Here is a 21,350-nt window from a genome sequence, read left to right as displayed (position 1 = left end):
TTTGCTTACTCTCGCGTTCATGGATCGTCAAAAGGAATTCGTGCTCCGGACTCTCGAGGAGCGCGATATTCGTTTCGTCCGCCTCTGGTTCACCGACGTCCTCGGGTATCTGAAATCGGTCGCCATCGCCCCGGCCGAACTCGAGGGAGCCTTCGACGAGGGAATCGGCTTCGACGGTAGCGCCATCGAAGGGTTCGCCCGCGTCTCCGAGGCGGACACCGTCGCCAAGCCGGATCCCTCGACATTCCAGATCCTGCCGTGGTCCACCAGCAAGGGCCACCAGCACTCGGCGCGGATGTTCTGCGATATCGCCATGCCCGACGGTTCGCCGTCCTGGGCCGATTCCCGCCACGTGCTGCGCCGTCAGTTGAGCAAGGCCGCAGACCTCGGCTTCAGCTGCTACGTGCACCCGGAGATCGAGTTCTTCCTGCTCAAGGATGCGCCGCAAGACGGCTCACCTCCCACTCCCGCAGACAACGGCGGATACTTCGATCAGGCTGTGCACGATTCGGCCCCGAACTTCCGCAGGCACGCCATCGACGCACTCGAGTCGATGGGTATCTCGGTCGAGTTCAGTCATCACGAGGCCGCACCCGGTCAGCAGGAGATCGACCTGCGGTACGCCGACGCCTTGTCGATGGCCGACAACATCATGACCTTCCGCTACGTGGTCAAGGAGGTCGCCATCGAAGAGGGCGTGCGCGCGACGTTCATGCCCAAGCCGTTCAGCGACCAGGCCGGTTCGGCGATGCACACGCACATGAGCTTGTTCGAGGGCGACGCGAACGCCTTCCACAACCCCGACGATCCGATGCAGCTCTCCGAGACCGGGAAGTCCTTCATCGCCGGAATCCTCGAGCATGCCAACGAGATCAGCGCGGTGACCAACCAGTGGGTGAACTCCTACAAGCGACTGGTCCGCGGCGGCGAAGCGCCGACCGCAGCATCGTGGGGCCCGGCGAACCGCTCGGCACTGATCCGCGTGCCGATGTACACCCCCAACAAGGCCTCCTCGCGGCGCGTCGAGATCCGCAGCCCGGACTCCGCCTGCAACCCCTACTTGTCGTTCGCGGTGCTGCTCGCAGCAGGCCTGCGCGGAATCGAGAAGGGCTACACACTGCCGCCCGAGGCCGAAGAAGACGTGTGGGCACTGACCTCCGCGGAGCGTCGTGCCATGGGATACAAGGAACTGCCGGGCAACCTCGATCAGGCGCTGAACGCGATGGAAGGCTCCGAACTCGTCGCCGAAGCACTCGGCGAACACGTCTTCGACTTCTTCCTGCGCAACAAGCGTCGCGAGTGGGAGGAATACCGCAGCCACGTCACGCCGTACGAGCTGAAGGCCTACCTGGGTCTTTAACGGCATCCCGCCCTCATGGACTACGTTCTAGTCGATCGTGAAAAGAAGTTCCGATGCCGGCGTGGGCACCCTCGCGTCGCATTACCGACGACGAGGTAGAACTGTGGCACCCCGAGGTGGATTCTGATGGTGCGTCCCCCCACGTCCAGATCTGTCGTTCCCGGACCAGGCCGTCTCGGTCTGGTCGAAGAAACCGCGCCGTCCGACCTGCGCACCCTCGGTTGGACGGATGAAGAAAGCCTCGAGCTGCTCTGGTCGCTGTCCCGCGCCCCCAATGCCGATCTCGCACTGCGCACCCTCGTGCGCTTGTACGAGCTGCTCGGTGCCGGCTGGTCGGAATTCGATGCGGCGTTGCGAACGGACAAGGGATTCCGCGGTCGCCTTCTGGGACTGGTCGGCGCATCGAGCGCTCTCGCCGATCATCTCGTCGCGGACGAGAGCACCTGGCGTCTGCTGCTGACCGAGAAGGGCAAGGGCAGCGGAGTCTCCGCGAAGGTCGAGCTGCCCACGAAGGCGACGTTGGTGGCCGAACTTCTCGAGGTCGTCGGTGCCGAGCCCGAGACCGGACCCAATGCCGCGCCGGACCTGTACCGCGCCTCGCTCACCGGACCGCCGGCAGTGATCGCTCTGCGAAAGAAGTACCGCGACCAGATCATGGTGCTGGCGGCGTACGACCTGGCAGCAACCGTCGAGAACGAACCCGTACTGCCGTACACGGTGGTCGGATCTCAACTATCGGACATGGCCGACGCAGCGCTGACCGCGGCATTGGCGGTCGCTGTGGCCACCGTGTGCCCGGACGCCCCGTGTCCGACGCGCCTTGCCGTCATCGCGATGGGCAAATGCGGCGCTCGCGAACTCAACTACGTCTCGGATGTCGACGTCGTCTTCGTCGCCGAGCCCGCCGACGCGCAGGCCAGCCGCATCGCAGGTGAAATGATGCGCATCGGATCCTCGGCGTTCTTCGAGGTGGACGCGGCGCTGCGCCCCGAGGGCAAGCGCGGCGAGCTGGTTCGCACCCTGGATTCGCATGTGGCGTACTACAAGCGGTGGGCCAAGACCTGGGAGTTCCAGGCGCTGCTCAAAGCCCGTCCGATGACGGGCGACATCGCTCTCGGCACCGATTACGTCGACGCCGTCAACCCCATGGTGTGGTTGGCCAGTCAGCGCGAGGACTTCGTACCCGAGGTTCGTGCGATGCGGCGCCGCGTCGAGGAGATGGTGCCTGCCGACCTCCGCGAGCGCGAGATCAAGCTCGGACGCGGCAGTCTGCGTGACGTCGAATTCGCCGTCCAGCTGCTCCAATTGGTGCACGGTCGGACCGACGAGTCGCTGCGTGTGCTCGGCACGACAGACGCTCTGACGGCACTGACGGACGGCGGCTACGTCGGCCGCGACGACGCCGCGAACTTGACGGCGTCCTACGAGTTTCTTCGGTTGATCGAACACCGCCTGCAGATGCAGAGAATGCAGCGAACTCACACACTGCCGCCCCAGGACGACGAGGAAGCGCTGCGGTGGCTCGCTCGTTCGGCGCATATGCGACCGGACGGAAACAACGACGCCCTCGGTGTGCTCAACGCCGAGATCAAACGCAACGCGAAGCGTATTCGACGGCTGCACGCGAAGCTGTTCTATCGTCCGCTGTTGGATTCGGTGGTCAAGTTCGACTCCGAGACAGTGCGATTGACTCCGGATGCGGCGACGCGTCAGCTCGCCGCTCTCGGCTATGCCGCTCCCGAGAACGCGCTCGGCCACTTGCGTGCGCTCGTCGGTGCAGGCACTCGGCGCGGCCAGATTCAGGCGGTGCTGCTGCCGACCCTGCTCGAATGGCTCGCCGACACCCCCGACCCGGATGCGGGACTGCTCAACTATCGGCGACTGTCGGAGTCGGCAGGGGAGCAGACGTGGTTTCTGCGGGTACTGCGCGACGAGGGCGCGGTGGCGCAGCGACTGATGATCGTGCTCGGCTCCTCGGCGTACGTACCCGATCTGCTGATCAAGGCCCCCGAGGTCATCCGGTTGTTCGTCGACGGACCGACAGGCCCACGCCTACTCGATGTCGAACCCGAGGAGACGTACCGCGCCATCCTGTCGTCCTCGGCTCGGTACGAGGACCCGGTGCGCGCGATCAATGCGGCGAGGGCACTGCGGCGGCACGAGCTGGCCCGCGTGGCCTCTGCGGACATTCTCGGCATGCTCGACGTGCCCCAGGTGTGCCGAGCGCTGTCGTCGGTATGGGCGGCGGTGATCAACGCGGCACTCGCGGCGGCGGTGCGCGCCAGCGAGAAAGAACGCGGCGAACCGGCACCGGCCACCCTGGCCGTCATCGGAATGGGACGGCTCGGCGGAGGTGAGCTCGGCTACGGCAGCGATGCCGACGTGTTGTTCGTCTGCGAGCCGGTGGACGGCGTCGACGAGACCGTTGCGGTCAAGTGGGCCAACACCATTGCCGATCGCATCCGCAAACTGCTCGGTGCGCCCAGCACCGATCCTCCGCTCGAGGTCGACACCGGTCTGCGACCGGAAGGCCGCAACGGGCCGGTGGTGCGCACCCTGTCGTCCTACGCTGCGTACTACTCGCAGTGGGCCCAGGCATGGGAAGTTCAAGCCCTTCTTCGGGCACATCAGGTCGCCGGCGACCAGGACCTCGGCATCCGATTCCTCCTGATGGTGGACAAGGTCCGCTACCCCGAGGGCGGAGTATCCGCCGATGCGGTCCGCGAGATCAGACGGATCAAGGCGCGAATCGATTCCGAACGCCTACCCAAGGGTGCCGACCCCGCCACGCACACCAAGCTGGGCCGCGGGGGACTGGCCGACATCGAGTGGACCGTCCAACTCATCCAGCTCAGGTACGCACACAAGGTTCTCTCGCTGCACAACACCTCGACCCTGCAGTCGTTGGATGCGATAGGTGCGGCGGAACTGATGAGCGAAACCGATGTGGAGTTGCTGCGCGAGGCATGGATCCTTGCGACGAAGGCACGCAATGCGCTGGTGCTCGTGCGCGGCAAGCCGACCGACCAGCTACCTGCGCCGGGTGCCGTGCTCTCGGCAGTGGCGCAGGTAGCAGGCTGGGAAGACGGCGATGCAGGAGCGTTCCTCGACAACTACCTACGTGTCACGCGTCGCGCGAAGGCAGTGGTGGAGAGAACGTTCGGCGGCAGCTAGTCACTTCCCACGGTGACGAAGCCTTCCTTGACCATCCAGTCGCGTGCGACATCGGCCGGTTCACGGCCGTCGACGTCGACCTGCTTGTTCAGCTCGGTGATTTCGTCGTTGGTCAGCGCAGCGGAGATCGGTGCGGTGATCTCGGCGATCTGCGGGTACTTCTCGGCGATCGACGACCGGATCACGACGGTGGCGTTGTACCGGGGGAAGAAGTTCTTGTCGTCCTCGAGCACAACAAGATCGAGTCCCTTGATGCGGCCGTCGGTGGTGAACACTTCACCGAACTTGCACTGCGAACCGTCTGCAGTTGCCTGGTAGATGATTCCGGTCTGCAAAATCTGGCGGGGTACGGCATTGGGGTCGAAACCGTACGTCGCTGCCAGGCCGGGAAATCCGTCTTGTCTGGAGTTGAATTCCGTCTCCACACACAACGATGCTGCGGCCGGATCGCGCGCCACGAGAGCCGCGTAATCCGACAGTGTCTTCACCCCGGTCTGTGCGGCGGTCGCCTGGTTCATCGCGAGTGCGTACGTGTTGTCCATCGGCGCTGGATTGACCCACACGATGCCGTTCTTCTTGTCGCCGTCACGAACGGCATCGAACTGCTCGGTGGCGTCGGCAATCGGAGTCTCGTTGCCCTGGTAGTTGATCCACCCGGTACCGGTGTATTCGTAGGACACATCGACCTGCCCGGCGATCATCGCCTGGCGGGTGCTGTTGGATCCCGAAATGTTGGTCAGGTCGCGGACGTCGGCACCGGCAGCGGAGAGAGCGAATTCGAGAATGTAGCCCAACACGATCTGTTCGGTGAAGTCTTTCGATCCGACGGTCAGTTCGGCACCCTCGAGACCCGGCATGGGTTTGATGCTCCCGGGTTCGACCGACAGCGGCACAGCACTGCCGGATTGCAGTCCGCAGCCCGCCAGTGCCATCGTGCTCACTGCGCACAGAACGATGAGTTTTCTTGTCGAGCGCCACATCAGCGCAGTCCTTTCGGTCCGAGAAAGGCCTCGGCCAGTGCGCCGAGCCAATCGACGAACAACGCCAGGGCGACGGCGAGGACGGCTCCCACCACGAGGATCAACGGCTGGTACAGCTTGTACCCGGTGTCGATCAGAACTCCGAGGCCGCCGGCCCCCACGAGGAAGCTCAGTGTGGCCGTACCGACCGCGAGCACCAGCGAGGTGCGCAGTCCAGCCAGCATGTACGGCACTGCCAGCGGAAACTCGATCCGCCACAGGATGCCGCTGGACGACATGCCTTGTCCGCGTGCAGCATCGATGTAGCTCGGGTCGACCTGCTGGAAGCCCAGCATCGTGTTTCGGAGAACGGGGAGCAGTGAGTAGAACGCGATGGGCAGTACGCCGATCCAGAAGCCGGTCTTGCCCGTCGCGAGGAACAGCAACACCAGCAGACCCACCGCCGGGGCCGCTTGCCCGATATTGGCGATACCGACGAAGACCGGTGCCAACTTTCGGTAGCCGTTGCGCGTCAACAGGATTCCGAGTGGCACAGCGATCGCCAGCACCAGCGCGGTGACAACGAACGTGATGGCGACGTGCTCGGACAGCCGCTGGAACAGGGTGCTCGCGTTCAGCGTCTCCTTCTGAGTGGCACTGAGATCGCGGGTGAAGGTGTAGACAAGCAGAACGACGACGACCAACAAGATGATCGCGGGTTGCACCAGCAGGCGAATACGTTCCGCACGCTTGGCCGCCTGCCGTGCCGATTGCGCGAAACCCTCGTCCGCCGAGGCGTCGTCCGCTGACGAGTCGACTGCAGAGGTCTCCGCCGAGGTCGTCACGACGCGTTCCCTGTGGTCACGTCGTTGCGAGCAACGTCCGGATCGGGATCTTCAGCGGTGTCGTCGTGGTCGTGGGCGTGCTGCGATCGAATGGTCTTGATCGTGTCGATCAGCGCCTCGATGGTGATCGTTCCGGCGTACTCGCCACGCTTGCCGGTGACCGTGGCGGTCGCGTTGCCCTCGGCGAGCAGCGCCTCGAGCGCGTCTTGCAGCGTGGACTGAGTCGACACCATTTCGCCCATCGGCACGCCGACATCGCGCAAGCTCTTCGCGTTGGTGAGGTGGCGTCGATCGGTCCACCGAATCGGTCGCCTACGCGCGTCGAGAATGATTCCCCATGCTTCTGGGTCCCGTCCGAGTGCCGTGCTCATCGACTCGACCGACTCGTCCTCGCCCATGACCGGAACATCGGACAATTCGATGTCTCGTACACGCATCAACGTCAACTGCTTCAGCGCTGCACCGGATCCGACGAACCCTGCGACGGTGTCGTCGGCTGGATTCGCCAGCACTGCTTCGGGTGTATCGAATTGAAGAATCCGGGACTGGTTGCCCAGTACTGCAATTCGATCTCCGAGCTTGACGGCCTCGTCGAAGTCGTGGGTGACGAAAACGATCGTCTTGCCCAATTCGGCTTGCAGGCGCATCAATTCGTCCTGCAGCAAACCGCGGGTGATGGGGTCGACGGCACCGAATGGCTCGTCCATCAGCAGTACCGGGGGATCGGCAGCGAGCGCGCGTGCAACACCGACGCGTTGCTGCTGGCCACCGGACAGCTGGCGCGGATAGCGCTCGCGGTACAACGACGGATCGAGACCGACCAGGTCCAGCATTTCGTCCGTGCGATCCGATATTCTCGACTTCTTCCATCCGATCAGACCAGGAACCATGCCGACGTTCTCGGCAATCGTCATGTGCGGGAACAACCCTGCCTGCTGAATCGAATATCCGATGGTGCGGCGCAACTCGTTCGGGTTGATCGACAGTGCATCTTCACCACCGATGGTGATGCGTCCCGATGTCGGTTCTATCAGCCGGTTGATCATGCGCATGGTCGTGGTCTTGCCGCAGCCCGACGGCCCGACCAGCACGACGACCTCACCGGCAGGGATCGTCATGGACACGTTGTCCACGGCGGCGTCCTTTTGGCCCGGGTAGCTCTTGGTCACGTTCTCCAAGACGATTTCTACGCCGGATACGGTTGTGTTCTCACTCACGGATACCCCTCGAGGTGGTCAGTTTGCCGATCACGACGTAGATCCCATCGAGGATCAACGCCAGCAGGACGATCAGGACAGTGCCGGTGAGGGCCTGTGGGACGGCCGTGGGGCTGCCCACGCGCGCGAGCCCGGAGAACAGCAGATTGCCCAGACCAGGTCCTTTCGCATACGCGGCGATGGCCAGGATGCCCATGGCCAACTGCGTGCTGATTCGCATCCCGGTCAGAATCGACGGCCACGCAAGTGGAATCTCGATGCGTCGCAACACGAGAATGCGGCTCATCCCGATTCCGCGCGCGGCATCGGTGACCGCCGGATTGACCGAATCCAGGCCGACCACCGTGTTTCGGATGATCGGGAGCAGTGAGTACAGGACCAGAGCGGTCACTGTCGGACGAACTCCCAGTCCCAATATGGGAATCAGCAGACCCAACAGTGCGAACGACGGAATCGTCAGAACGGTGCTGGCCAGGGCTGTCGCGATGGCGGATCCGGCCGGACTGCGGTACACGAGGATGCCGATCGCGACGCCGATGACGGTAGCGATGATCACGCATTGCACGACGGCCGAGACGTGCAGATAGGAGTCGATTGCCAACTGCCTTCGTCGTCCGACGATGAATTCCCACAGTGCGTCCATGAAGTTCGTCATCCTCTGTTCGCCCTCTAGCAGATACGAGTCTTTACCCCGCGTATCAACTATCAAACGCCGATCGGGTCGAATCTTGTTGCAATTTGCGAGAATCGGCATGAAATGGAAACAACCTGGAACGCGAAACGCCCGGCCGAAAGGTGCTTCGGCCGGGCGTTTTCGTACGTGCAGTTATCGACTCACACGTCGTAGTACAGCGAGAACTCGTACGGGTGCGGACGAAGGTTGACCGGAGCGATCTCCTGCTCGCGCTTGAGCGAGATCCAGGTCTCGATCAGGTCGGTCGTGAACACGCCGCCCTCGGTGAGGTAGTCGTGATCGGCCTCGAGGCGGTCGATGACCGCGTTCAACGAGGTGGGTGCCTGAGGAATGTTCCGTGCTTCCTCGGGCGGCAACTCGTAGAGGTCCTTGTCGACCGGTGCCATCGGCTCGATCTTGTTCTTGATGCCGTCCAGGCCTGCCATCATCTGAGCGGCGAAGTTCAGGTACGGGTTGCCCGAGGAGTCCGGTGCGCGGAACTCGAGGCGCTTGGCCTTCGGGTTGTTGCCGGTGATGGGGATACGAACCGCGGCCGAGCGGTTGCGCTGGCTGTAGACCAGGTTGATGGGGGCCTCGTAGCCCGGCACCAAACGGTGGTACGAGTTGATCGTCGGGTTGGTGAACGCCAGCAGCGAAGGAGCGTGGTGCAGGATGCCGCCGATGTAGTGGCGCGCGAGATCCGACAGTCCGGCGTATCCGGCCTCGTCGTGGAAGAGAGGCTTGCCGTCCTTCCACAGCGACTGGTGCACGTGCATGCCCGAGCCGTTGTCGCCGAACAGCGGCTTGGGCATGAAGGTCGCCGACTTGCCGTTCTGCCAGGCGGTGTTCTTGACGATGTACTTGAACAGCTGCAGGTCGTCGGCCGCGCGGAGCAGCGTGTTGAACTTGTAATTGATCTCCTGCTGACCGCCCGTGCCGACCTCGTGGTGTGCACGCTCGAGCTCGAAGCCCGCGTTCTGCAGGTTGGTCGAGATCTGGTCACGCAGATCGACGTAGTGGTCGTACGGCGCGACGGGGAAGTAGCCGCCCTTGAAGCGAACCTTGTAGCCGAGGTTCGGGCTGCCGTCCGCCTCGGTCTCGGCACCGGTGTTCCACCAACCCGCGGACGAATCGACCTCGTAGAAGGCGCCGTTGGCCTGCGAGTCGAAGCGGACCGAATCGAAGATGTAGAACTCGGCCTCGGCACCGAAGTACGCGGTGTCGGCGATGCCGGTGCTGGCCAGGTACTCCTCGGCCTTGCGGGCAACATTGCGCGGGTCGCGGCTGTACGCCTCACGGGTGAACGGATCGTGGACGAAGAAGTCGATGTTCAGCGTCTTGGCGTTGCGGAACGGATCGACCTGGGCGGTGGCGTAGTCCGGAAGCAGGATCATGTCGGACTCGTGGATGGACTGGAAGCCGCGGACGGACGAGCCGTCGAACGCAAGGCCGTCTTCGAGAGTGTCCGCCGTGAACGCCTTCGCGGCGATCGAGAAGTGCTGCTGTGCACCCGGCAGGTCCGTGAACCGGATGTCGACGTATTCGATTCCTTCATCTGCGATGAACTTGATGACCTCTTGGGCCGTGGAAAACGCCACGCTTTTGCTCCTTTGTTGAGTCCGTCGAACTGACGTTATGGACTTGGTGTTGCCCGCCCGTCAAGCTCGTGTTTCGCCCGTGTTACGCGTCCTGGTTCACGAGCGGCACGAACAACAGTACGTCCGCATTTTTCTCCATGAGCCCGGCCGCGCCTATCCTGGAAATCATGGCACGAATGACAGGGTCTTGGTTGTCCGGACCGGCGGCCGCGAATCCCCGCGAACCACAGAACTTTCGCGGGGAAGAACTCGGCCTGCCCCAAAAGGGGGTCGGCGCACTTGCAGGTGCCGGGCGCAGAATCCTGGCGTTGCTGTTGGATTGGACGATGGCCACCGGCGTGGCCTCGCTCATTCTGGGTGGCTACACCACCAGCGGGCTGATCTCGACGATCGTGCTCGTGGTGTGGTTCGTCGTCGGACTGGTGAGCGTCTCGTTGTTCTCGTTCACCCCTGGCCAGTTCATCGTCGGTATCCAGGTGGGTCGTATCGACGCTCATGCCCGGGTCGGCTTCGTGCGCGCACTGGTTCGCCAACTGATTCTGCTGTTCGTGGTTCCGGCTGTGATCACCGACATGGACGGCCGCGGGATGCACGACCGCGCAACGGGAACAGCCCTGCTGCGGACCCGCTGACGGGTCGCACCAGGGCTGCTACGGGCAGAGATCGGGCGTCAGCGACGCTTCATCGTCCGCTGCACACCCTTCATCTTGGCACCGCCTGGAATGGGTCCTTTGGGCATCGCCGGGCCACCTTTGGTGCCCAGTGCCGCCAGGCGTGACTCGATGGTGTCCATGCGCTTGCCGTCGATGTTCTTCGGCAGCTTCGACAGGTACTTCTGTAGGCCCGACAACGGAATCTGGTTTTCCTCGTTGCCGACGATGACGTCGTAGATCGGGGTATCGCCCACCAGGCGGGCGGTCTTCTTCTTCTCTTGAGCCAGTAGTGCTTTCACACGCTGCGGTGCTCCCTCGGCAACGAGAATGACACCGGGCTTGCCGATCACGCGGTGCACGGCGTCGAGGTGGGTGGTGCCCGCGATCGCATTGGTGACCCGCCACGAACCCTGCAGGTTGTCCAATGCCCACGCAGCAGCACCGGCCTGACCGTCGGCCTTCTTGTACACCGTCTTCTGGACTCGACGACCGAAGATGATGAAGGCGACCAGAACGCCGAGCAACAGGCCGATGGGGAGAAGGAACCATTGGAAGTCGAAAGCCAGACCGATCAAGAAGCCGACGAGCCCGAGCCCGAGCACCGCCCCGATCATCAGCGGAAGGAGAACCTTGTCGTCCTTACGCTGCATCTGGAAGGCCTGCCACAGCTGACTGCGCCGTTCCTTCGATGCCTTTCGCCGAGCCGCCTTCGCGGCGGCCTTTGCTTCCTTGCTGGGCTTGCCTGCTTTGCCAGCCTTACTGCCGTTCGCCATAACTCACAGGATACGTCCTGTGCCGACGCTCACGTGCACCGCTCCGGGTTGGGAACGAGTGTCAGCGACCAGCCAGTCGCGCCATCAAGGAACTGGCCTCCTGAGAGGCCTCACCGCCGTCGGACAGGTGGCTCATGCTCTCGGGTAGTTCCCGACCGTGATGCGCCATCGCCTGTGCATACAGGCGTCCGGCGCGGTAGGAGGAGCGAACCAACGGTCCGGCCAACACACCGGCGAAGCCGACTTCGGTGGCGTAGTCGGAGTGCTCGACGAACTCCTCCGGCTTGACCCACCGCTCGACTGGATGGTGGCGGGGCGACGGCCGCAGGTACTGAGTGATCGTCAGGATGTCGCAGCCGGCCTCGTGCAGGTCGCGAATGGCTTCCTGCACCTCCTCGGGCGTCTCGCCCATACCGAGGATGAGATTGGACTTGGTGACCAGACCGTCGTCACGGGCCGCGGTGATGACGTCCATCGACCGCTGGTACCGGAAGGCCGGACGGATGCGCTTGAAGATGCGCGGCACGGTCTCGACGTTGTGCGCCAGAACCTCGGGCCGGGACGAGAAGACCTCGGCCAGCTGATCGGGCTTGGCGTTGAAGTCGGGGATCAGCAGCTCGACGCCGGTGTTGGGGTTCAGCTTCTTGATGAACCGCACGGTCTCGGCGTACAGCCACGCGCCACCGTCGGCCAGATCGTCACGAGCGACTCCGGTGATGGTGGAGTAGCGCAGACCCATGGCCTGGACGCTCTCGGCCACCCGGCGCGGCTCGTCGCGATCGAGATCCTCCGGCTTGCCGGTGTCGATCTGGCAGAAATCGCATCGGCGGGTGCATTGCTCTCCGCCGATGAGGAAGGTCGCTTCGCGATCTTCCCAGCATTCGTAGATATTGGGGCAGCCGGCTTCCTCGCACACCGTGTGCAGACCTTCACGCTTCACAAGACCCTTGAGCTCGGAGTATTCCGGGCCCATCTTGGCTTTCGTCTTGATCCAGTTGGGTTTGCGTTCGATGGGGGTCTCCGCGTTTCGGATCTCGAGGCGGAGCAGCTTGCGTCCTTCTGGGGCCACAGTCACAGAAACGATGCTACGCGCCGAAGCGGACGGTGGTGAACTGCGGGTTGATCATCGCGCCTGCCGTCGACCGATGCTCGATGTCGTGGTCTCGCACCTGCAGGGAACCGTCCAGGGCCGCAAGAGCGGCCTCGGTGACCGCCGCGGTGACGTCCGCGATCGTGACCTCTCGGCCGAGCTCGAGTGACAGAGATGTCACCCCTGCGTCGGCGATGCCGCACGGGACGATCGCATCGAAGCCGGTCATGGCGGCATTACAATTCAACGAGAACCCGTGCAGGGTCACCCCGCGTTGAACGCGGACCCCGATCGCGGCGATCTTGCGTTCGGGGAGCAGGACACCGTCACGAGTCTCGGCGGCGAGCCACACCCCGGACCTGCCGTCGACGCGCCCGCAGGTGATGCCGTACCCGGACACCACCGAGATCAACGCCTCCTCGATGCGGCGCACGTACTTGACGACGTCGATGGGCTGCGCGAGCTTGACGATGGGGTAGCCCACCAGTTGGCCGGGACCGTGCCAGGTGATCTTGCCGCCTCGGTCGACCTCGACGACGGGGGTGCCATCCCTCGGCATATCTTCCTCGGCAGTGCGCCGCCCAGCGGTGTAGACGGACGGGTGCTCGAGCAGCAGCAGGGTATCGGGGCCGGCATCATCGGCCCTGGCATCGGCCAGCTCGCGCTGCAGAGCCCACGCTTCGGAGTACTCGACGGTGCCCAGTTCGCGCACCACGACAGGTTCTGTGCTCGCGCGTGCCGATACTCGGGTCGACGAAGAGTTCGCGTCACTCATGATTCGGAACGGTACGCCGCGTCAACTACCCACAGCCACTCGCAGTGCCTCACCGACGGTGTTGTGCTCGAAGGTGTAACCCGCGTCCTCCAGGGCCTTGGGAATCGCACGCGGGCCGGTGAGAACGGCCTCCTCGGCGAATTCGCCGATGACTGCCTTCAATGCGAAACCGGGGACCACCCACGGTGCAGGTCGGTGCACTGCGCGCGACATCGCACTGTTGAACTGAGCATTGGTCACCGGGGTCGGGCCGACCATGTTGACCGGACCCCGCAGAGTGTCGTTCTCGATGCCGTGGACGATGGCACCGATCTCGTCCGCCAACGAAATCCACGGGAAGTACTGGCGACCACTGCCGAGCCTGCCGCCGAGAGCGAACAGATAGAGCGGGCGAAGCTTGCCCAGCATCCCCCCTCGTTGCGAGAGCACCACACCGCTGCGCAGCATGATCGTTCTCACCCCCGCCGTCGACGCTGCAGAGGTGGCGTCCTCCCAATCGCGACAGACCTCGGCCAGAAATCCGTCACCGACGGGTGCGGTCTCGTCGACGACCCGATCGCCGGTGTCGCCGTAGAAGTTGACCCCGCTGGCATTGATCAGCGTCGGAACACCGGCGTCGGCGGCGGCCCCGGCGAGTACCTCGGTCGGGGCGATACGGCTGTCGCGAATCAACTGTTTGTACGCGCCGGACCACCTCTTGTCGCCGATGCCGACACCACAGAGATTGACGACCGCGTCGGCACCGCGCAGCGTGGCCGAGTCGATGCTGCCGCGTGCCGGATCCCACTGCGACTCGTCGGGTCCGGCGGGCGATCGCCGAACGAGTCGAGTGACATCGTGGCTTCGGCCCCGCAGGGCCGCAACCAGAGCCGTGCCGATCAATCCGGATGAACCCGCAATGACTACGCGCATGTGAACGAAAGCCTCCTTGACGCAAACCGGGGCATCATTCGCGAACGAATGATGCCCCGGGTCTGCACGGTTCGTGCCTCACTGGTCGAGACTCCGATGCGAATGTGTCGCGCTACTACGAGGCTACTCGAGACGCGAGATTCGCCGGTGGTCTACAGGCCGAGATCGGCCTCGAACGAGGCCACTTCGAGACGCTGCTTGATCGTGGTCAGGAAGCGTCCCGCATCGGCTCCGTCCACCAGTCGGTGGTCGTAGGTGAGCGGCAGGTAGCACATCGAGCGAACACCGATGGACTCGTTGCCCGAGTCGTCCTTGACGACAACAGGACGCTTGACGATCGCGCCCGTGCCGAGCATGGCCGCCTGCGGCGGAAGCAGGATCGGGGTGTCGAACAACGCACCCTGGCTACCGATGTTGGTGATCGTGAACGTGCCACCGGCCAACTCGTCGGGCTTCAGGCCGCCAGAACGAGCGCGGGTAGCGATGTCGTTGATCGCCCGTGCCAACCCGGCCAGCGAGAGATCACCCGCATTGTGGATCACGGGGGAGAGCAGACCCTGCTCGGTGTCCACGGCAATGCCGAGGTGCACGTCAGCGTGGTACGTGATCTCTTTCGCGTCCTCGTTGATGCTCGCATTGACGTTCGGGTGAGCCTTGAGGGCCTCCACGACCGCCTTCGCGAAGAACGGCAGATACGTCAGGTTGACGCCCTCGTTCTCGGCGAACTTCGCCTTGGCCTTGGTGCGCAGACCGGCGATCTTCGTCACGTCGACCTCGAACGTCTGCGTCAACTGAGCAGAGGTCTGCAGCGACTCGCGCGTCTTCTTCGCGGTGATCTGGCGAATCCGGTTGATCTTCTGCGTGGTTCCGCGAAGATGCGCCAGCTCCGGGCGTACACCGGCTGTGGCCGGTGCGGCCGGCTTCGACGCAGCCGCAGGTGCAGCATCGGCGGCGGGTGCTGCCGGAGCCTTCTTGGCCTCGGCTGCAGCGAGCACATCCTGCTTGCGGATGCGACCACCGACACCGGTGCCCTTGACGCTCGACAGGTCGACGTCGTTGTCCGATGCCAGCTTGCGCACCAGGGGAGTGACGTACGGGGTGGATTCACCCGACGATGCCGACTCCTTGGCGGGAGCGGCTTTGGGAGCTTCCTGCTTGGGCTCCGGCTTCGGCTCGGCCTTCGGAGCTTCCTGCTTGGGAGCCTCCTTCTTCGGCTCCTCGGCCTTCGGCTCCTCGGCCTTCGGCTCCGGGGTGGGCTCGGGCTCGGGGGACTTCTCGGCCGGCGATCCCGATCCGATGACGGCGAGCTGGCCACCGACGGCGACGGTGTCGTCTTCCTCGGCGGAGATCTCGAGCAGAGTTCCGGCCACCGGGGACGGGATCTCGGTGTCGACCTTGTCGGTGGACACTTCGAGCAGAGGCTCGTCGACGGCAACCTCGTCACCGATCGCCTTGAGCCACCGAGTCACGGTGCCTTCGGTGACGGACTCGCCCAGTTCGGGCATCGTCACCGGCGTGCCGGATCCGGACGAGTCGGACGACGCACTCGACGCGGGTGCTTCCTGCTCGGCCTGCGGCTCGGGCTCGGCTGCGGGCGTGGGCTCCTCGGATGCCGACTCCTCGGCAGCGGGGGCTTCCTCGGCCGGTGCGTCGGACGAGGAAGCCTCGTCTGCGTCACCGATCTGAGCGAGCTCACCACCGATCTCGACGGTGTCGTCTTCCTGAGCGACGATCTTGGTCAGAACACCGGCAGCAGGCGACGGGATCTCGGTATCGACCTTGTCCGTGGAGACTTCGAGCAATGGCTCGTCGACTTCGACGGTGTCGCCTTCTTGTTTGAGCCACCTCGTGACAGTTCCCTCGGTGACGCTCTCACCAAGAGCTGGCATCTGGACGGAGAAGGCCATGTCTGTTGACTCCTCGACAGTTGTATGCGGGTGATGTAGTTCTTACGACTTGTGGTCGTAGACCATTGTGCTGGCGGAACAGGGTTCATGGACGAGAGTTGCGTGATTCCGTCCGACGGAGGCACCGGTGCACACGGCACCGGTCGAGCGTGCTCTGCTCGACACAGCGCCCACGCAGACACTCCCTCTCGGCAATTCACTTACTCACTTCACGAGCCTTGGTTCACTATCAAGAGAGCTGAACCCTCTAATGTCATCCTTCCATTGTTGTCGCCCCGCCGTTCCCCTAGGGCGTGCAACACGCCTGGCAAACTGGTGAGTAACAACATTCGGACACCAGAACCGGTGGTCCATCGGCCGCTAGAAAAGGACGTTCTCGTGGGATTGTTCGATCGACTCAAGCGAAGCGGCGGAGGCGCGAAACGGGCCCCGGAGGGGTCGGTTGCCCAGTACCTGGCCGATTGGAGCGCCACCCGAATCGGTGTGGAGGCCTACGTCGAACCCAAGACGACGGTCACTCCACTGACCGTCGTGCTGATCGCGAACGACGGCGAATGGACGCGTCGGCCACTCGATGAAAAATATGTACGAAAGGTCGGATCCGACCTGAAGATCCCGGTGTACGACGTTCGCAAGACCGGCTACCCCCAGCGCATGCGCGATCACGACGCCCGCCAGAAGGTCATCAAGAAGCGCGAACAGCAGCAGCGAGATCTCTGATCTCGCCCGTGCGTGCGGACACCTGTCCGCACGCACGAACCGAGACGATCAGCCGTTCTGGGCGATGTCCTCGAGGACCGCGAACATCGTCCGTACCGGAACTCCGGTGCCGCCCTTGCCGGTGTACCCGAATGGCCCACCGGTGTTGTACGCCGGGCCGGCGACATCGATATGAGCCCATTCGACTCCGTCGGCGACGAATTCCTTCAGGAACAGTGCCGCCGCCAGCATTCCCCCGGCTCTGCCGTTGGTGACATTCGCCAGATCGGCCACCTTGGAATCGAGCTCACCTCGAATCTCCTTCGGCAACGGCATCGCCCAGCCGTTCTCGCCGATCGCCCGAGAAATCGCCGCGACCCGGTCGCGGAAATCGTCGGTACCCATGACACCAGGCGTTCGATTACCGAGCGCGACCACCTGAGCTCCGGTCAGTGTCGCGGTGTCGATGAGGTAATCCGGATCGTCCTCGCAGGCACGCACGATCGCGTCGGCCAACACCAAACGGCCTTCGGCGTCGGTGTTGATGACCTCGACGGTGATGCCGCCGTACTGGGTGAGTACATCGCCCGGACGCTGAGCGGTGCCCGAGGGCATGTTCTCGGCCATCGGGACGGTCGCGATCACATCGAGTGGCAGACCGACCTTCGCGGCCAGGATCACCGTCGCGACGACCGCAGCGGCACCTCCCATATCCGAGGTCATGTTCTCCATGCCCGCAGCGGGCTTGATGGAGATGCCGCCGGTGTCGAACGTGATTCCCTTGCCCACCAGAGCGACCTTCTTCGCGCCTCGCTTACCGCCCGAGTGCGTCAGCCGAACCAGTCGCGGCAGGCGTGAGGAACCCTTGCCCACGCCGTGAATGCCGCCGTAGCCGTCCTTCTCCAGCGTCTTGTCGTCCAGGATCTCGACCTTCAAGCCTGCAGCCGTACCCAGCGCCTTGGCCTGCGCCGCGAACTCCTCCGGATAGAGATGGCTCGGCGGGGTGTTGACGAAATCTCGTGCCACAGCCACGGATTCGGCGATGGCGAGCGACCTTGCCAGGTCGTTCTTGGCTTCCTTGGAGCGGGTGTCGGGGACGAGCAGCTCGACGCGAGCAAGCGGAAGTGCGTCGGACTTCGGTGCCGACAATGCCGATTTGAACTCGGTGAATTGATACGCGCCGAGAAAGAAGCCCTCCGCGGCCGCACCGAGATCGAGAGCCGACAACGTCGTCGCGGCCGTGTCGACGCCCTTGAGCGCCCGGGCTGCGGTTCCGGCCGACTGGCGGATCCGCTCGCTGTCGATGTCGCCTGCACTACCGAGGCCGACGGCCAGCACGCTGTCCACGGACAGGCCCGATGGTGCCGGAATGCGCACCAGTTCGTCGGCCTTGCCGGTGGCACCGACGGACTCGAAAGCGTCGAGTAGCGCAGTGGCAACGGCATCGTCGGCGATGTCGTCGGTGATGGCGAGTTCGAGATCGCCATCACTGGTACTCAGCGCGACGACGAGAACGTCGACTTTCTTACCGAGCTTGCCCGCGAGGACCAGGTCGGGTCCGAGGGTGCGGGAAGGCGTCGAGGGGGAAGGCACGTGGCTGCTCCTGTAGGGGTTGACGTGTACGTACCTCGATCCTAGTGACGACTCGTCGAGGGATGCAGTCGGTCTGCCGGGCCCGCAACGGCCGCGATGTGAGCTAGCGTGACCGCCATGACCGACACCGAGCTGATCGAGGGACCACTTCACGCCGTGCACACCGAATTGGGCGCGACATTCGCGCCTTTCGGCGGTTGGACCATGCCGGTGTCGTATGCCGGAGTCGTCGTCGAGCACACGGCAGTACGAGAGGCCGTCGGCCTCTTCGACGTCGGGCATCTGGGCAAGGCCTCGGTGACCGGACCCGGCGCTGCCGCGTTCGTGAACTCGGTGCTGACCAACGACCTGAATCGGATCGGGCCGGGTAAGGCGCAGTACACCTTGTGCTGCACCGAATCCGGTGGCGTCGTCGACGACCTGATCGCGTACTACGTCTCCGAGAACGAGGTTTTCCTGGTCCCGAACGCCGCCAACACCGCCGATGTCGTCGCGGCGATGGCGGCGCAGGCACCAGCCGGGGTGTCGGTGGTGAACCAGCACCGCGACTTCGGGGTCCTCGCGGTACAGGGACCGGTATCGGCAGATGTACTGCAGGAGTTGGGTCTGCCGACCGACATGGACTACATGGCGTTCGAGGATGCGACGTGGAACTCGGTGCCGGTACGGGTGTGCCGAACCGGCTACACCGGCGAGCACGGATACGAACTGATCCCACCGGCGGCAGAGGTCGAGCCGTTGTTCCGCGCGCTCATGGCTGCTGTGCGATCCCGCGGCGGGCAGGTGTGCGGGCTCGGAGCACGAGACACACTGCGCACCGAGATGGGATACCCGCTGCACGGACACGAACTCGCACTGGACATTTCGCCCCTGCAAGCACGATGCGGCTGGGCGATCGGCTGGAAGAAGGACGCGTTCTGGGGCAAGGAGGCGCTCGCTGCGGAGAAAGCGAGCGGACCGACGCGAGTGCTGCGCGGGCTCGTTGCTCTCGACCGCGGTGTGCTCCGGCCGGGCCTCGAAGTACGGGTGTCGGGGCAGCGGATCGGAACGACGACGTCCGGTACTTTCTCGCCGTCGCTCAAGGTGGGGATCGCCCTTGCCCTACTCGAGTCCGAGGCTGCGCCCGAGGTGGGATCGGAGGTCGAGGTGGACGTCCGGGGCCGAGCGTTGCGATGCGAGGTGGTCGCGCCGCCATTCGTCGCTGCGAAGACCAGGTGACTGCGCGAGCGCCTGTGACCACCACGATAGGATCTCGGGCATGACAGGTGTTTCCGAATTCAGGTACGTACAGCATCCCTCGCCCGCCACACCGGCCGAGCGCGACGCGGTGCTCGCTGCACCCGGATTCGGAAAGCACTTCACCGACCACATGGTGTACATCGACTACACCCGCGACCGCGGCTGGCACGACGCGACCGTCGCTCCCTACGGTCCGATCGAGCTGGACCCCGCTGCGATGGTGCTGCATTACGGCCAGGCCATTTTCGAAGGCCTCAAGATCTACCGTCAGCCCAACGACGACCTCGCGACGTTTCGGGTGCAATCCAACGCCGAACGCTTCCGATCCTCGGCCCGACGGCTCGCCATGCCGGAACTGCCGGACGAGCTCTTCGTCGGATCGATCGAGAAGCTCCTCGAGCTCGATCACCACTGGGTGCCCGCGGCCGGCGGCGAAGACGCGCTGTACATCCGGCCGTACATGTTCTCCACCGAGGCGGGCCTCGGCGTCCGCCCCGCCGACTCCTACCGCTACATGCTGATCGCCTCGCCCGCAGGTGCGTACTTCCCGAGGGGGGTCAAGCCCGTCAGCGTCTGGCTCTCGACCGAGTACGTGCGAGCAGCACCGGGTGGCACAGGCGATGCCAAGTTCGCGGGCAACTACGCGGCATCGCTCCTCGCGCAGGCCCAGGCCAGCGACGAGGGGTGCGATCAGGTGGTCTGGCTCGATGCCATCGAGCGCCGCTACGTCGAGGAGATGGGCGGAATGAACCTGTTCTTCGTCCTCGGCTCGGGATCCGATGCTCGGTTGGTGACACCGTCGCTGTCCGGATCACTCCTACCCGGCATCACCCGAGACTCCTTGCTGGCGTTGGCAACGGACGCGGGCATTCCCGTCGAGGAGCGCCGCATCTCCACCGAGGAGTGGCGCAAGGGTGCCGACTCGGGTGAGATCACCGAGGTGTTCGCCTGCGGGACAGCGGCCGTCATCACCCCCGTCGGAAGTGTGAAGTCCACCGAGGGAACATTCGAGATCGCAGGCGGCGAACCAGGGGAGATCACCCTCGCCCTGCGCGACACGCTCACCGGAATCCAGCGCGGTACGTTCGCCGATACCCACGGCTGGATGACCACGCTCCGCTAACTGCCCACCAACAACCCGATCGCGGTGAGCGCGGTGGTGGTTTCGATTCCGGCTCCCAGCACATCGCCGGACAGCCCCCCGAAGCGTCGGACGCAGTGGCGAGCGACGACGACCGCAGCAACCATCGCGACGACCACGACCAACGGTCCCTGCCAGGGGCGTTCGGGTCGGGCGAAGATCGACACGGCCGCCGCCGCGGCCAGCCACAGTCCCACCGCGACTGCCGACTGGGTTCCTGCCACGAGCGCGCCGAAGCCGTTCGGTGCCGCTGCATCGATTCCTCGTCGGCAACCGAGGACGACCCACACGCGGCCGACCACCGGGATGATCGCGATGGCCCACCACAGGTGCTGCTGGGCAAGCTGGCCCAGTGCGGCAGCCTGGATTCCGAGCGCCAGCGCAACCGCGGCAACGCCGAACGGGCCTGCGCTGCCGGACTTCATGATCTCGCGCGCCCGTTCTTCAGGTCCGTAACAGCCGAGCCCGTCGGCGGTATCGGCCAACCCGTCGAGATGCATGCCTCTGGTCAGCAGCGCCGCGACGGCGACGCAGATCAAGCCCCCGAGCATTGGCGACAGACCGGCCGCAACCGTCACCCACAGAACTGCGGACGCGACACCGCCCAGGAACAGGCCGACGAGCGGAGCGTGTGCGATCGCTCGCCCGGCCGCGCCGCGATCGATCTCCTCCGGCCCTCGTATCGGCAGCACCGTCAGCCAGGAGAACGCGAGCAATAGCCCGTCGGCTCGCCTACGCACTG

18 protein-coding genes are annotated in these 21,350 nt (G+C 64.4%); 6 read left to right on the top strand and 12 right to left on the bottom strand.

All coding sequences use genetic code 11. The features are described 5' to 3' along the window. Positions 1-19 precede the first annotated feature (19 nt). Positions 20-1,360, top strand: coding sequence for a type I glutamate--ammonia ligase (gene glnA, locus ACOQFP_RS09330; protein WP_206489232.1), 1,341 nt, complete (start codon positions 20-22; stop codon positions 1,358-1,360). A 126-nt stretch (positions 1,361-1,486) separates the two neighbouring features. Further along, positions 1,487-4,534 carry a bifunctional [glutamine synthetase] adenylyltransferase/[glutamine synthetase]-adenylyl-L-tyrosine phosphorylase gene (locus tag ACOQFP_RS09325; RefSeq protein WP_206489231.1) on the top strand — a complete coding sequence of 1,016 codons (3,048 nt, stop codon included), beginning with the start codon at positions 1,487-1,489 and terminating at the stop codon, positions 4,532-4,534. Here ACOQFP_RS09325 and ACOQFP_RS09320 read toward each other — a convergent pair. The 5 genes from ACOQFP_RS09320 to glnA (ACOQFP_RS09300) form a co-directional block, all read right to left on the bottom strand. Beyond that, positions 4,531-5,514, bottom strand: coding sequence for a glycine betaine ABC transporter substrate-binding protein (locus tag ACOQFP_RS09320; RefSeq protein ID WP_421584098.1), 984 nt, complete (start codon positions 5,512-5,514; stop codon positions 4,531-4,533). The two genes, ACOQFP_RS09325 and ACOQFP_RS09320, sit on opposite strands and share 4 nt — an antisense overlap. Then, on the bottom strand, positions 5,514-6,230 hold the full coding sequence (locus ACOQFP_RS09315; RefSeq protein WP_421584242.1) for an ABC transporter permease: 717 nt from the start codon (positions 6,228-6,230) through the stop codon (positions 5,514-5,516). The genes ACOQFP_RS09320 and ACOQFP_RS09315 overlap by 1 nt, the downstream gene beginning before the upstream one ends. 104 nt (positions 6,231-6,334) lie before the next feature. After that, positions 6,335-7,555, bottom strand: a complete 1,221-nt coding sequence (locus ACOQFP_RS09310) for an ABC transporter ATP-binding protein (RefSeq protein WP_421584097.1) — start codon at positions 7,553-7,555, stop codon at positions 6,335-6,337. Next, the gene (locus tag ACOQFP_RS09305) at positions 7,548-8,198 is read right to left on the bottom strand and encodes an ABC transporter permease (RefSeq protein ID WP_206489227.1); all 651 of its coding nucleotides are present in this window, start codon (positions 8,196-8,198) and stop codon (positions 7,548-7,550) included. Before ACOQFP_RS09305 ends, ACOQFP_RS09310 begins: the two co-directional genes overlap by 8 nt. Before the next feature lie 191 nt (positions 8,199-8,389). Then, positions 8,390-9,826, bottom strand: a complete 1,437-nt coding sequence (gene glnA / locus ACOQFP_RS09300) for a type I glutamate--ammonia ligase (protein ID WP_206489211.1) — start codon at positions 9,824-9,826, stop codon at positions 8,390-8,392. A gap of 167 nt (positions 9,827-9,993) precedes the next feature. Between glnA (ACOQFP_RS09300) and ACOQFP_RS09295 the strand changes: the two genes are divergently transcribed. After that, positions 9,994-10,458 carry an RDD family protein gene (locus ACOQFP_RS09295; protein ID WP_421584096.1) on the top strand — a complete coding sequence of 155 codons (465 nt, stop codon included), beginning with the start codon at positions 9,994-9,996 and terminating at the stop codon, positions 10,456-10,458. A gap of 38 nt (positions 10,459-10,496) precedes the next feature. Here the strand turns inward: ACOQFP_RS09295 and ACOQFP_RS09290 are convergent, their stop codons facing one another. The 5 genes from ACOQFP_RS09290 to sucB form a co-directional block, all read right to left on the bottom strand. Beyond that, entirely contained in the window at positions 10,497-11,252 is a 756-nt protein-coding gene (locus ACOQFP_RS09290) for a DUF4191 domain-containing protein (protein ID WP_206489209.1), read from the bottom strand. Positions 11,253-11,313: 61 nt separating this feature from the next. Next, positions 11,314-12,327, bottom strand: a complete 1,014-nt coding sequence (gene lipA / locus ACOQFP_RS09285) for a lipoyl synthase (RefSeq protein ID WP_206489208.1) — start codon at positions 12,325-12,327, stop codon at positions 11,314-11,316. Between the two features lie 10 nt (positions 12,328-12,337). Then, positions 12,338-13,117 (bottom strand): lipoyl(octanoyl) transferase LipB, encoded by a 780-nt coding sequence (gene lipB, locus ACOQFP_RS09280; RefSeq protein ID WP_421584095.1) that lies wholly within the window; start codon positions 13,115-13,117, stop codon positions 12,338-12,340. A 21-nt stretch (positions 13,118-13,138) separates the two neighbouring features. After that, positions 13,139-14,029, bottom strand: a complete 891-nt coding sequence (locus ACOQFP_RS09275; RefSeq protein WP_421584094.1) for a TIGR01777 family oxidoreductase — start codon at positions 14,027-14,029, stop codon at positions 13,139-13,141. Positions 14,030-14,181: 152 nt separating this feature from the next. Continuing rightward, entirely contained in the window at positions 14,182-15,936 is a 1,755-nt protein-coding gene (gene sucB / locus ACOQFP_RS09270) for a 2-oxoglutarate dehydrogenase, E2 component, dihydrolipoamide succinyltransferase (protein WP_421584093.1), read from the bottom strand. A 378-nt stretch (positions 15,937-16,314) separates the two neighbouring features. Between sucB and ACOQFP_RS09265 the strand changes: the two genes are divergently transcribed. Beyond that, on the top strand, positions 16,315-16,656 hold the full coding sequence (locus ACOQFP_RS09265) for an oxidoreductase (RefSeq protein ID WP_206489204.1): 342 nt from the start codon (positions 16,315-16,317) through the stop codon (positions 16,654-16,656). Between the two features lie 48 nt (positions 16,657-16,704). On the opposite strand, the gene ACOQFP_RS09260 is transcribed toward ACOQFP_RS09265, so the two are convergent. Next, positions 16,705-18,228, bottom strand: a complete 1,524-nt coding sequence (locus ACOQFP_RS09260; protein WP_206489203.1) for a leucyl aminopeptidase — start codon at positions 18,226-18,228, stop codon at positions 16,705-16,707. Positions 18,229-18,345: 117 nt separating this feature from the next. Between ACOQFP_RS09260 and gcvT the strand changes: the two genes are divergently transcribed. Next, entirely contained in the window at positions 18,346-19,446 is a 1,101-nt protein-coding gene (gcvT, locus tag ACOQFP_RS09255; protein ID WP_206489202.1) for a glycine cleavage system aminomethyltransferase GcvT, read from the top strand. Between the two features lie 40 nt (positions 19,447-19,486). Further along, a complete protein-coding gene (locus ACOQFP_RS09250; protein WP_206489201.1) occupies positions 19,487-20,590 on the top strand; it encodes a branched-chain amino acid aminotransferase in 1,104 nt (367 codons plus the stop codon). On the opposite strand, the gene ACOQFP_RS09245 is transcribed toward ACOQFP_RS09250, so the two are convergent. Beyond that, positions 20,587-21,348 (bottom strand): adenosylcobinamide-GDP ribazoletransferase, encoded by a 762-nt coding sequence (locus tag ACOQFP_RS09245; protein ID WP_421584092.1) that lies wholly within the window; start codon positions 21,346-21,348, stop codon positions 20,587-20,589. The two genes, ACOQFP_RS09250 and ACOQFP_RS09245, sit on opposite strands and share 4 nt — an antisense overlap. Positions 21,349-21,350: the final 2 nt, after the last annotated feature.

The sequence above is a fragment of the Rhodococcus sp. MALMAid1271 genome, from assembly GCF_049195265.1.
Classification (GTDB): domain Bacteria; phylum Actinomycetota; class Actinomycetes; order Mycobacteriales; family Mycobacteriaceae; genus Rhodococcoides.
This window is presented reverse-complemented; position numbering and strand designations above follow the sequence as displayed.